This window comes from Aerococcus sanguinicola, from assembly GCF_008726925.1.
In the GTDB taxonomy this organism is placed as follows: domain Bacteria; phylum Bacillota; class Bacilli; order Lactobacillales; family Aerococcaceae; genus Aerococcus.
The window spans coordinates 289,081-301,574 of the sequence record NZ_VYWO01000001.1 but is presented as its reverse complement, the minus strand read 5'-3'; the positions used below and the strand labels follow the sequence as shown (position 1 = coordinate 301,574).

Here is a 12,494-nt window from a genome sequence, read left to right as displayed (position 1 = left end):
ATTGCTTGCTTACTGGTCCATAATAGGTTACTCTAAGTAAGTAAATAAAAAAGGAGGACAAGCAATGTCTAAAGTAAAAAAATGGCTTAGCCTAAGCCTGGGTCTGATCTTAATAAGTGGTCTCTTGGCTTGTGGGCGGACGGTTGAGCCTGAAACAACCATTCGTGTGGCAACTTCACCGGGACCTTATAGCGAACTCTTCTTAGAGGAAGTGAAGCCTGCCCTAGAAAAAGAAGGTTACCAGGTTGAAAATCGGGACTTCGATGACTTACAGCGGGCGAATATTGCCATCCAAGAAGGGTCGATGGACCTCAATGTCGACCAACATACCCTCTACATGAACCAGTTTAACCGGGAAGCTGGGGCTGATTTGGTGGCAGTAACACCAGTGCCTACCGTGCCAACTGCGCTCTTTGCTGGACAGAAGAAGAGCTTAGAGGATGTGGAACCAGGTGACCAGGTCGCGATTTCCGATGACCCGGTTGATGTCACCCGGTCCCTGCTCCTGCTCGAGAAAGCGGGTTGGATCCGCCTTAACCCTGAGACCGATAAGTCTGAAGTAGGGGAGGATGACATTATTGAGAACCGAGCTGGGATTGAACTCTCCTTAGTCCAGGCCCCCGTCCTTCCCCAAGCCTTAAAGGATGTGGCCTATGCGATTATCCCGGGCTCGACCTTCTACGACTCCGGTATGTCCGCTGACCAGGCCCTGCTCAACGAGGACCTGCGTCCAGAGTTGAAGTTACAGGCTGTGGTGCGGTCAACAGACCAAGAGGCGGACTGGGTTAAGGATTTGGTGAAGATCTACCAATCCGACCAACTCAAAGAACGTGTGGAAGAAATTAATCAAACAAATGACCGGGTCCAATGGGCTTGGACTGCGGATTAGAAGTAAAATTTTATCGTCCTCCTGTGAGGAAGAGAGGAGAGTGTGACAAAAGTCGGTTAGCCCAGAATCACTGGAGGGAATTATGGAAGAACCTTGTCAAAGGCTCTTCCATAATTCGTGAAGTGGATGTCAGGGCTGACTTTTGGAGCACGTTTTTAAAGAATAATTCGTATTCTATATAGAAGCCGGGATTTTTGTCCCAGCTTCTTTTTTTATGTGATAAAATTAGGGTTCAGGCGAACAAATGGATAAAAAATATAGAAAATGTTCGTTATTTGTTAACAAGTCGGGGGAAATATGTTAAAGTAGGGGATAAACAAATGGATTAACGAATGATGTCCCTTGGGGCAAGGAGGAATTATGCAAGAAAACGAACACGCCATTAAATTGCGCTACCAGGTCGAAGACTCGCCGGCTCTTGTTGAATCGGTTATTCTGGGCTTTCAAAATGTCATCACAGCCTTTGGGGGCTTGGTTGCTGTTCCCCTGATTATCGCGGGCATGGCTTCCTCTAGTGTGGAACAAACCGCTTATTTAATCAGTGCGGCCTTATTTGTATCTGGTCTCGTTTCCATTATCCAGTCCAGGGGGTTTGGTCCCCGTTTTTTCCGGGTGGGAGTGGGCTTACCGACGATTATGGGTACGGACTTTGCCTTTATTGGCCCTGCCCAAAGCGTCATCGCCTTAGGAGGCTTGCCGGCTTACTTTGGGGGAACCATGTTGGCAGCTTTGCTTGAAATTGCCATGTCTTATTTTGTTAAACCCTTGATGCGTTTTTTCCCGCCGGTGGTCACCGGGTCGGTGATTACGCTCATGGGAGCGACCTTGATGTCTACCGCTATGGACTGGGCAGCAGGAGGGGTTGGCGCAGCGGATTATGGGGACCCTAGCAACTTAGCGATTGCTGTCCTTGTCTTCTTTATTGTGGTCCTCTTCAATCACTACGGTCGGGGCAATTGGTCCTCCTACGCCATCCTCATTGGGATGGGGATAGGCTATCTCTTGTGTTTGGTCCTAGGCCGGGTGGATACGGGTCAAATCCTGGACGCGCCTTGGTTTAGTATGCCGTCTTTTAACCGGATTGGGATTGATTTTGATTGGCGCTTTGCCCTTCCTTTTCTTTCGGGCTACTTGGTGACCGTGATTGAAACAGTGGGGGTTATGCAGACCCTAGGGGAAGTGACCCAACGCGACCTGAGCGATGAGCAGGTAGCAGCTGGGGTAAGAGCTGATGGTTTTGGTTCCTTTATCGCACCGCTTTTCGCTTCAGGACCAGCGGCAACCTTCAGTCAGAATACGGGTTTGATTCCTTTGACTCGGAACGCTTCAAGGAAGGTGGCCATTGTTGCTGGGCTGATTATGATTATTCTCTCCATGAGCCCTAAATTGGCGACGGTTATTTCCGTGATGCCACTTCCTGTCTTGGGAGGAGCGGGTGTCCTGATGTTCGGGACAGTGGCAGCTTCAGGCATCCAGTCGCTCAGCCGGATTACTTTTGACACCCGCCACTTAATCATCACGGCCTCAGCTATCGGCATCGGCCTAGGGGTTTCCTTTAGACCAGAGATTACCCAAGGCCTCCCCAGCTTCTTGGCGGGCCTCTTCTCTTCGGGGATCTCAGCCGGCACCATCGTAGCTCTTGTCCTCAACGTCCTACTCAAAGAACGGAAGACCTTAAGCTAACTAAGTTAAGAGACTCTAAGGGGTCTCTTTTATTTTTCCTTAAGATAGGATCAAGTCAAGGCATATTGTCAGTAAGTTGGACTTATTTCTGATAGAATGAGAATATCTTAATGTAATAATTATTTCACAATAAAGAAAGGGTGTTTCATTTGTCAGAAAACAATAATCAGTCGTTCGGTTGGGGGAACTTTATCTTGGGGATTCTCTTCATCCTCCTCGCCCTCTTCGCCTTTAGGGATCCCTTAGCGAGTCTAATGGCCTTGGCCTTTGTTTTTGCGATTGGTATTTTGGCCCGGGGGATCCATCAATTGGTCTTCCGCCACCAGGTTAAGGAATCATTCGGAGTTAAGCCAACCTATCTTTTAATCTTTGGGATAATTAATATCTTGCTTGGCCTCTACTTAATCTTTAAACCAGGCTTATCTGCTTCCATCTTGCCCTTTATTTTCGCTTTCTGGGTATTCCTCTCGGCCATCTTTGGCTTTATGAGCCTGCCAGCTATCAAGCAAGTAAGTACGCCCTTGTTCTGGCTGACTCTAATCCTCAATATCATTGCTTTGATCGTGGCTATTTTCCTCATTTTTAATCCGCTGAGTGCCTTGGTCAGCCTGACTTTCTTAGTCGCTTTTTACTTCTTATTATCAGGCATCCAACACATTATTTATGCTTTTTAAGCATATTCTAATCTAAGCAAGGGCAATTTCCCCTTGCTTTTTTGCTTGGCTTGGCGTATAGTAATGAGCAATGAATCAAGAAAATATTTTCCTTTAAATTTAGTCCCGTGAGGCTAAGAAGGAGCTAGATGTCTCGGGGTGGGGTGCGTCCTCAGCCTGAAATCTAAAAGACTTGCTTTTTTTGTGCGAGTTTCTTTGACTAACCATCAACTCCTGTCCTCTGCGGGCAGGAGTTTTTTTGTATCTAGTGAGTCAACCAAGGGAGGAAATTTAGAATGTCTGTAAAAGAAATTGTCGATGCCGTTACGATTAAACGCGCCCTTACCCGGATCTCTTATGAAATTATTGAGCGCAACCACCAGCTTGACCAGCTTGTCCTCGTGGGCATTAAAACGCGAGGGATCTACCTAGCCCAACGGATTGCCCAACGCCTCAAGCAATTAGAGGGAATTGAGGTGCCTGTTGGGGAATTGGATATCACTCGCTACCGTGACGATCAAAAAAGTAAGGGCCAAGAAGCAGAAGTCAATGATTCCAGTATTCCTGTTAGCTTAGAGGGTAAGGAAGTCATCATTGTTGATGATGTCCTCTATACGGGGCGGACCATCCGTGCAGCCTTGGACGCCGTGATGGACTTCGGTCGACCAGAGCTTATCGCTTTAGCTGTTCTCGTTGACCGTGGCCACCGTGAACTTCCCATTCATGCAGACTATGTGGGTAAGAACCTACCTTCTTCACGCAAAGAACGTGTCCTCGTTAAGATGGAAGAAGTCGATGGGGAAGACGGCATCTTCATTGAACAGAGTCACTAAGCATCGGATGAAGCGCTCCTAGAAGAGCTAGAAAGGATTGTCATGATTTTAAACACGCAAAAAATCTGCCTCCAACACCTTCTCAGTGTAGAAAGCTTAAGCAACGAAGAAGTGCTCGGACTCATTAAAATGGCCCAAGTTTATAAATACCATCCCGAGCATTCTCCCGTTCAGAAGCAATACTTCGTCAGCAATCTCTTTTTTGAGAATTCAACGCGGACCCACCGCAGCTTTGAGATTGCTGAACGGAAGCTTGGCTTGGAATGCTTAGACTTTGAAGCTTCGACTTCCTCGGTGCAGAAGGGAGAGACCCTCTACGACACCGTACTTACGATGTCGGCCTTAGGGGTAGATATTGCGGTCATCCGCCACCAGGAAGACCACTATTATGATCGCTTGGTCGAAAGTCCCCATATCCATTGTGCCCTCATCAACGGCGGAGACGGTAGCGGTCAGCACCCGAGTCAGTGTTTACTCGACCTCATGACAATTTATGAAGAATTCGGCCACTTCCAAGGCTTAAAGGTAGCGATTGTCGGCGACTTGGTCCACTCCCGGGTGGCTAAATCCAATATGCAGATGCTTAAACGCCTGGGGGCTGAGCTCTTCTTTGCGGGAGCTCCTGAATGGTATGACCCATCCTTTGACCAATATGGCCACTATGAGCCCCTCGATGAGATTGTAGAGAAGGTGGACGTCATGATGATGCTCCGGGTTCAAAAAGAACGTCACCAGGGAGAGGAAGCTTACTCTAAAGAAGATTACCACCAAGCTTATGGCCTAACACTAGACCGGGCCAAGCGCCTACAAGACCATGCCATTATCATGCACCCAGCCCCCGTTAACCGGGATGTGGAGATTGCAGATAGCCTGGTAGAATCCGACCAATCGCGGATTATCCAGCAGATGTCCAATGGCGTCTTTATGCGGATGGCTATCTTAGAAGCCGTGATCAATGCCAAAGAAGCAAACGAAGAAAATAGGGAGGCTAAGCATGAAAACACTAATCAAAAATGGCTTAATGAATGGGCAGGCTAATGACTGTTACCCCATTGAACTCGTCATCGCGGACGGTCAGATCCAAGCCCTGGGCCAAAATTTTGCAGAAGAAGACTATGACCAAGTCTTTGACGCGCAAGGTGGCTTAATCAGTCCTGGGCTGGTTGATGTCCATGTCCATTTCCGAGAGCCTGGCCAAGAACACAAGGAAACAATTGCCTCAGGTAGCTTGGCTGCTGCCCGTGGTGGCTTTACGACGGTTTGCGCCATGCCTAATGTAGACCCTGTGCCATCGACCAAGGAAGCTTTAGATGCGATGTATGACTTGATTCACCAGGACGCCAAGATCAAGGTCCACCAATATGCGACCATTACCAAGGGATTGCGCAGTCAAGAATTGGTCGATTATGAAGCTTTGAGCCAAGCAGGTGCTTTTGCCTTTAGTAATGATGGGGTAGGGGTCCAGAGTGCTGGCACCATGTACCAAGCCATGTTAGCAGCAGCCCAAGTGGGTAAGGCCCTGGTTGCCCATGTGGAAGATGATTCCCTCTTATTCGGGGGTGTGATGAATGCGGGCGACCGGGCTAAAGCGCTCGGCTTGCCGGGTATTCTGCCGATTTCAGAATCTTCACAAATCGCCCGGGACGTGCTTTTAGCTGAAGCTACTGGTGTCCACTATCATGTCTGCCATGTGTCCACTAAGGAAAGTGTTCGTGTGGTGCGTGAAGCTAAGGCAGCGGGCATCCATGTGACCTGTGAAGTCTCCCCCCATCACCTGCTCCTAGCTGACGAGGATATTCCAGCAGATAACGCCATGTATAAGATGAATCCGCCCCTGCGTTCAGCAGCAGACCGTCAAGCCTTGGTTGAAGGGCTTTTGGACGGGACGATTGACTGTATCGCAACCGACCATGCCCCCCATGCCCTCGAAGAGAAGAACCAAGGCTTCCTCAAGTCAGCCTTTGGTATCGTAGGGATTGAGACCGCCTTCCAGCTGATTTACACGAATTTCGTTGAGACGGGGATCTTTACTTTAGAACAGGTCTTGAACTGGATGGCTAAGCGCCCGGCAGAGATCTTTGAGCTAGAAGCCGGCCGTCTTGAAGTGGGAGCTCCCGCCGACCTAGCGATCTTTGCCCTCGACCAGGAAAGTACGATTAATCCCGATGACTTCCTATCCAAAGGGAAGAATACGCCCTTCGTTGGATGGAAGATCAAGGGCGAGACCCTAGCAACTTTTGTTGATGGGCAATTGGTATGGCAAAAGGAGGCCTAAGCATGGAAAGAATTTTATTACTTGAAGACGGCACTTATTACAAGGGACAGGCTTTTGGAGCCCTAAAGGAGGTCAGTGGGGAATTAGTTTTCACCACTGGTATGACGGGTTACCAAGAGACAATTACAGATGCTTCCTACTGCGGCCAGCTAATTACCTTCACCTATCCTATGATCGGCAATTATGGGATTACGGCAGACAACAATGAGTCCGTGGCCCCATCCTGCCAAGCAGTTATCGTTAAGGAATGGGCCCGCCGTCCTTCCAATTGGCGGAGTCAAATGAACCTGGATGTTTTTTTAAAAACTTATGATATTCCCGGCCTTGCGGGCATCGATACCCGGGCCTTGACCCATAAGCTGCGCGAACAAGGGGCCATGAAAGCGGCCATTATTGCAGCTGATGAGGATATCGACCAGGCTTTGGCTCAGCTTAAAGCCCAAGCGCCAAGAACCGACCATGTAGCCAGTGTTTCAACGAAGACAGCTTATCCCAATCCTAACACTGGACGCCGGGTCGTGGTGGTTGACTTTGGCCTCAAGCATTCTATCTTACGGGCCCTCTCTGAGCGCCATTGTTCAGTGACTGTTGTCCCTTATGACACCGATGCTCAAAGCATCCTCGCCCTTAATCCGGATGGGGTCATGTTGTCCAATGGGCCGGGTGACCCTAAGGACCTGCCAGCTGTCTTGGACATGATCCGCGAAATTCAAGCCCAGGTCCCTGTCTTTGGGATCTGCCTGGGCCACCAGCTCTTCGCTCTAGCCAATGGGGCGGATACCTATAAGATGAAATTTGGCCACCGCGGTGTCAACCATCCTGTTCGAGAAATTGCGACCGGCCGCATTGATTTTACCTCCCAAAACCACGGCTATGCCGTAGCCAAGGACTCCATCGATCCAGAAAAATTAATCATTACCCATGTGGAAATCAATGACGGGACAGTGGAAGGGCTCAAGCACCGCCACTACCCAGCCTTCACCGTCCAATACCATCCAGATGCCGCCCCAGGGCCACATGATGCCCTCCATCTTTTTGATGATTTCATGGCGATGATTGATGCAAGAAAGGAGCACTAAGATGCCAAAACGTACAGATATCCAAAAAATTATGGTCATTGGGTCAGGGCCCATCGTCATCGGCCAAGCTGCTGAGTTTGACTATGCGGGGACCCAGGCCTGTCTAGCCCTGAAAGAAGAGGGCTATGAAGTGGTCCTAGTCAATTCCAACCCAGCCACCATTATGACCGATAAGGAAATTGCGGATGAGGTTTATATTGAACCGATTACCTATGAATTCGTCTCCCGTATTTTGAGAAAAGAACGCCCCGATGCGATCTTACCTACTCTGGGAGGACAGACCGGTTTAAATATGGCCTTAGAATTGTCGAAAGCAGGTATCTTAGATGAATTGGGGATTGAATTATTAGGGACCAAGCTTTCGGCCATTGAACAAGCTGAGGACCGGGACCAATTCAAGCAGTTGATGGAAGAATTAGGGCAACCGATTCCTGAATCCACCATCGTCCATACCGTGGCTGAAGCGGTCGACTTTGGGGCCAAAATTGGCTATCCCTTGATTGTTCGTCCCGCTTATACCCTAGGGGGCACGGGTGGGGGACTTTGCGAGAACGAGGAGGAGCTTAGAGAAATTACAGAAAATGGGCTCGCCCTATCTCCCGTTACCCAGTGTTTAATCGAGCAGAGTATTGCCGGCTATAAAGAGATTGAATATGAAGTGATGCGGGATTCAGCTGACAATGCCATTGTGGTATGTAATATGGAAAATTTTGATCCTGTGGGCATTCATACAGGAGATTCCATCGTTTATGCTCCTAGCCAAACCTTGTCGGATGATGAACACCAGATGCTCCGTGATGCTTCCTTAGCCATTATCCGGGCCTTAGAAATTGAAGGCGGCTGTAATGTCCAGCTTGCCTTGGATCCCAAGAGCTTCAACTACTATGTCATTGAAGTCAATCCCCGGGTTTCTCGGTCTTCAGCCCTGGCATCTAAAGCAACCGGTTATCCTATTGCCAAGTTAGCTGCTAAGATTGCTCTCGGCCTGACTTTGGATGAGATGATGAATCCAGTAACTGAATCGACCTATGCCGAATTTGAACCCACTCTCGACTATGTGGTGTGCAAGATTCCGCGCTGGCCTTTTGACAAATTCCAAGAGGCAGACCGTCGCTTGGGAACCCAGATGAAGGCGACGGGAGAGGTCATGGCTATCGGACGAAATATCGAGGAAGCGACCTTGAAAGCTGTCCGCTCTCTAGAAATCGGCTGCTACCATGCCGAAATGGAAGGCCTAGAAGCTGTTTCTGACGATGTCATCAGTGAGCAATTAATCAAGGCCCAAGATGACCGTCTCTTCTACATCATGGAGGCCATCCGCCGGGGGTATACCATCGAAGATATTGCCCAATTAACGAAGATTGACCTCTTCTTCTTGGATAAGTTATTACATATTGTAGAAATTGAATGTGACTTAAAAGCACATCCAGGGGACATGGCTAAAGTTGCGCAAGCGAAATCATATGGCTTTACCGATTATAAACTGGCCCGCTTATGGGAAATGAATGAAGCCGACTTCCGTCAACAGCGACTTGAAGCGGGCATCCATCCTGTCTATAAGATGGTAGATACCTGTGCAGCCGAATTTGAAGCCTCAACTCCATACTTCTACAGCAGCTATGGCAGCCAAAGTGAAAGCCAGGCCTCCCATGACAAGACATCTATCTTGGTCTTAGGTTCTGGCCCTATCCGGATTGGCCAGGGGGTTGAATTTGACTATGCCACAGTCCACTCGGTCAAAGCTATCCAAGATGCTGGCTATGAAGCCATTATTATGAATAATAACCCTGAAACGGTATCGACGGACTTTTCAATTTCCGATAAGCTCTATTTTGAGCCTTTAACTTTTGAGGATGTTATGGAAGTCATTGCGGTTGAAAAGCCCCTAGGAGTGATCGTGCAGTTCGGTGGGCAGACAGCCATCAACCTAGCTGAACCGCTAGCCAAAGCCGGTGTTAAAATTCTAGGGACGACAGTGGAAGATTTGGACCGGGCCGAAGACCGTGACTTATTTGAACAAGCTCTGAGTCAATTAGATATTCCCCAGCCCATCGGAGATACTGCCAGGAGCCCAGAAGAAGCTGTTCGCATTGCGGATGCTATCGGTTATCCCGTACTCGTTCGTCCATCTTATGTGCTCGGGGGACGGGCCATGCAGATCGTTGACCACCAGGCTGACTTAGAGAATTATATGGCCAATGCGGTCAAGGCTTCGCCAGAACATCCGGTCTTAATTGACCGCTATCTGCCAGGCTATGAATGTGAAGTCGATGCTATCTGTGATGGGGAAAATGTTCTTGTGCCAGGTATTCTTGAACATATCGAACATGCTGGGGTCCACTCCGGCGACTCGATGGGGATCTATCCGCCTCAATCTTTCTCTGATGAGATTAAGGCGACCATCCTGGACTATACTGAGAAACTCGCTCTTGGTTTAAACTGCATCGGTATGATGAACATTCAATTTGTCATCTACGAAGGCCAAGTTTATGTCATTGAAGTGAATCCGCGGGCCAGCCGGACCGTTCCTTTCTTAAGTAAGGTTACGGATATCCCGATGGCCCAGCTCGCAACCAAGGCTATTCTCGGTCAAAAAATTACGGCCCTGGGTTATCCAAGTGGCCTAGCTCCTGAAAGGGACCAAGTCTATGTGAAGGCACCGGTCTTCTCCTTTACTAAGTTGAACCAAGTCGACTCCTATCTCAGCCCTGAGATGAAGTCGACAGGAGAAGTTATGGGCGGTGACCGCGACAGCAACAAGGCCCTCTATAAGGCCTTTGAAGCAGCTGGTCTCCATATGCCAGACCATGGCAACTTGCTCTTTACCATTGCGGATGAAGACAAGGAAGAGGCCTATGACTTGGCTCGAGCCTTTGCTGAACTAGGCTATGGTATCGTAGCAACAAGGCATACGGCTGCTTATTTTGAAGAACAGGGATTGACTGTCCGAGCCATTGAAGGGCAGAGTCCAAATGGTCAGGGCCCATCGGTTAGAGAAGCCATCCATTCAGGATCTATCCAAGCTGTCGTCAACCGGGTGTCCCAGGATGAGGATAAGAGTCAGGATTATAGTTTTGCTATCCGCCAAGCTGCTATCGAACAAGGGGGTCCGCTCTTTACCTCCTTGGATACAGCTCGCGCCATCTTGCGTGTGATGCAAGCACGAGCATTCTCAATTCAAGCCATTTAATCAAGTATAGAAAGGGGAAAGGACATGCGCCAGGAGATGATGACCATCATCAAGCAGGAAGAAATTGCACCTAGAATCTTTGAAATGACCTTAAAAGGAGACCTTGTCCAAGAAATGGGGGAATCGGGACAATTTATCCACATCCGGGTGCCCCGGCAAGACCTCTTGCTCCGGCGGCCTATTAGCCTCAACCGGATCCATAAAGAACATGGCACCTGCCGCATCATCTACCGAGTGGAAGGGGATGGCACGCGCATTTTCTCTGAAATGACCAGTGGTGATCGCCTCGATGTGATGGGGCCATTAGGTAGGGGATTTGACTTGTCCCAGCTAGAAGCTGGGGACCATGCCTTCATAATAGGTGGTGGGATTGGCATTCCACCCCTTTATGAATTATCTGTCCAGCTCCGTCAAAAAGGGGTCCGCTGCCATCATTTCCTCGGTTATGCCAGTGGGGAGGCGGTCTTCTATGAAGCGGCCTTTAGCGTCTTGGGGCCCACCCATGTGTCAACCGATGACGGCTCCTACGGCTTTCACGGCAATGTCTGCCAGCTTGTCCAATCAGTAAGTATCCAGCCTGATGCCGTCTTTGCCTGTGGTCCCAACGGCCTCCTCAAGGCGGTCTACCAGACCTGCCAGGGGACAGACAATATCCAATTGTCCCTAGAAGAGCGTATGGCCTGCGGGATGGGCGCCTGTGCAGCTTGTGTCTGTCGGTCGTCTGAAGATGGTCCCCAAGGTCAGATCCGGACTAAAAAAGTCTGCGAAGATGGCCCTGTCTTCCAAGCCAAGGAGGTGGTCCTCTAATGACCAATCGTTTAGCTGTTCAATTACCCGGCCTTAACTTGAAAAATCCGATCATTCCCGCTTCCGGTTGCTTTGGCTTCGGAAAGGAATACGCCAAATACTACGACTTAAACCAGCTCGGCTCCATCATGGTCAAAGCCACCAGTCCCCTGGAAAAATTGGGGAATCCTACGCCCCGGGTGGCCGAAACGCCTTCTGGGATGCTCAACGCCATTGGTTTACAAAACCCCGGCCTAGAAGTTGTTATGAAGGAGTATTTACCGGCACTGGAGGTCTATGAGGACTTGCCGATTATTGCCAATGTTGCCGGCTCCTCCCAGGAAGACTATGTGATCGTTTGCGAACGTATCGGCGACGCACCCAATGTCAAGGCCATTGAACTCAATATTTCTTGTCCTAATGTGAAGGAAGGGGGGATTACTTTTGGTACTGACCCAGAAGTTGCCTTCGATTTGATCCAAGCGGTCAAGAAAGTGGCTAAGGTGCCAGTCTATGCTAAGTTATCTCCCAATGTGACGGATATCCTGCCCATTGCTGAAGCCATAGAGGCAGGGGGAGCAGATGGTTTCACTATGATTAATACGCTCTTGGGTATGCGGATTGATCTCAAGACGCGCCGGCCCATCCTGGCCAACCAAACCGGGGGCTTGTCGGGGCCAGCCATTAAACCTGTCGCCATTCGCCTGATCCACCAGGTGGCCAGCCATTCTAATCTCCCGATTATTGGCATGGGCGGTGTCTTTACAGTCGACGATGTTCTTGAAATGTTTATGGCGGGCGCCTCAGCTGTAGCTGTGGGAACCGCTAACTTTACAGATCCCTATATTTGCCCGAAATTAATCCAAGCCCTCCCGCAAAGAATGGATGAACTAGGCATTGAAAGCTTAGAAGAATTAATTCTTGATGTCCGTCAGCGGCTGAGAGAGGCTTAGTGGTCGATTTAACATCTCAACACGGAAAAACTCCCAAGTAAAACTTGCTGGCGAATCAGTCAAGCATTACTTGGGAGTTTTATATTATAATTATTATAATATAGCTTGACATAATGAAATGGATTATTTATAATGAATACAGAAAGTTAAATA

Annotated in this window: 9 protein-coding genes and 1 pseudogene; all 10 read left to right on the top strand. The window is 49.1% G+C overall.

Annotation, left to right across the window (positions count from 1 at the left end; genetic code table 11):
* Window positions 1–64 precede the first annotated feature (64 nt).
* Window positions 65–889 carry a MetQ/NlpA family ABC transporter substrate-binding protein gene (locus tag F6I03_RS01530; protein WP_070430733.1) on the top strand — a complete coding sequence of 275 codons (825 nt, stop codon included), beginning with the start codon at window positions 65–67 and terminating at the stop codon, window positions 887–889.
* Window positions 890–1,249: 360 nt separating this feature from the next.
* On the top strand, window positions 1,250–2,572 hold the full coding sequence (locus F6I03_RS01525) for a uracil-xanthine permease family protein (protein ID WP_070430734.1): 1,323 nt from the start codon (window positions 1,250–1,252) through the stop codon (window positions 2,570–2,572).
* Between the two features lie 149 nt (window positions 2,573–2,721).
* Entirely contained in the window at window positions 2,722–3,246 is a 525-nt protein-coding gene (locus F6I03_RS01520) for an HdeD family acid-resistance protein (RefSeq protein WP_070430735.1), read from the top strand.
* 275 nt (window positions 3,247–3,521) lie between these two features.
* The gene (gene pyrR, locus F6I03_RS01515) at window positions 3,522–4,058 is read left to right on the top strand and encodes a bifunctional pyr operon transcriptional regulator/uracil phosphoribosyltransferase PyrR (protein WP_070430736.1); all 537 of its coding nucleotides are present in this window, start codon (window positions 3,522–3,524) and stop codon (window positions 4,056–4,058) included.
* Window positions 4,059–4,100: 42 nt separating this feature from the next.
* A pseudogene (locus F6I03_RS01510) lies at window positions 4,101–5,021 on the top strand (aspartate carbamoyltransferase catalytic subunit); the annotation flags it as partial.
* Between the two features lie 31 nt (window positions 5,022–5,052).
* Window positions 5,053–6,333, top strand: coding sequence for a dihydroorotase (locus tag F6I03_RS01505; RefSeq protein ID WP_070430737.1), 1,281 nt, complete (start codon window positions 5,053–5,055; stop codon window positions 6,331–6,333).
* A gap of 2 nt (window positions 6,334–6,335) precedes the next feature.
* The gene (locus F6I03_RS01500; protein ID WP_070430738.1) at window positions 6,336–7,412 is read left to right on the top strand and encodes a carbamoyl phosphate synthase small subunit; all 1,077 of its coding nucleotides are present in this window, start codon (window positions 6,336–6,338) and stop codon (window positions 7,410–7,412) included.
* Window position 7,413: 1 nt separating this feature from the next.
* Window positions 7,414–10,602 carry a carbamoyl-phosphate synthase large subunit gene (carB, locus tag F6I03_RS01495; RefSeq protein WP_070430739.1) on the top strand — a complete coding sequence of 1,063 codons (3,189 nt, stop codon included), beginning with the start codon at window positions 7,414–7,416 and terminating at the stop codon, window positions 10,600–10,602.
* A 24-nt stretch (window positions 10,603–10,626) separates the two neighbouring features.
* The gene (locus F6I03_RS01490; RefSeq protein ID WP_070430740.1) at window positions 10,627–11,409 is read left to right on the top strand and encodes a dihydroorotate dehydrogenase electron transfer subunit; all 783 of its coding nucleotides are present in this window, start codon (window positions 10,627–10,629) and stop codon (window positions 11,407–11,409) included.
* Window positions 11,409–12,341 (top strand): dihydroorotate dehydrogenase, encoded by a 933-nt coding sequence (locus F6I03_RS01485; protein WP_070430741.1) that lies wholly within the window; start codon window positions 11,409–11,411, stop codon window positions 12,339–12,341. Before F6I03_RS01490 ends, F6I03_RS01485 begins: the two co-directional genes overlap by 1 nt.
* The last annotated feature ends 153 nt before the right edge of the window (window positions 12,342–12,494 follow it).

Bases quoted from the DNA above. Each gene is read 5' to 3' on its own strand.
- F6I03_RS01530 (WP_070430733.1), top strand. From the start codon at position 65: ATGTCTAAAGTAAAAAAATGGCTTAGCCTAAGCCTGGGTCTGATCTTA.
- F6I03_RS01525 (WP_070430734.1), top strand. From the start codon at position 1,250: ATGCAAGAAAACGAACACGCCATTAAATTGCGCTACCAGGTCGAAGAC.
- pyrR (WP_070430736.1), top strand. From the start codon at position 3,522: ATGTCTGTAAAAGAAATTGTCGATGCCGTTACGATTAAACGCGCCCTT.
- F6I03_RS01505 (WP_070430737.1), top strand. From the start codon at position 5,053: ATGAAAACACTAATCAAAAATGGCTTAATGAATGGGCAGGCTAATGAC.
- F6I03_RS01500 (WP_070430738.1), top strand. From the start codon at position 6,336: ATGGAAAGAATTTTATTACTTGAAGACGGCACTTATTACAAGGGACAG.
- carB (WP_070430739.1), top strand. From the start codon at position 7,414: ATGCCAAAACGTACAGATATCCAAAAAATTATGGTCATTGGGTCAGGG.
- F6I03_RS01490 (WP_070430740.1), top strand. From the start codon at position 10,627: ATGCGCCAGGAGATGATGACCATCATCAAGCAGGAAGAAATTGCACCT.
- F6I03_RS01485 (WP_070430741.1), top strand. From the start codon at position 11,409: ATGACCAATCGTTTAGCTGTTCAATTACCCGGCCTTAACTTGAAAAAT.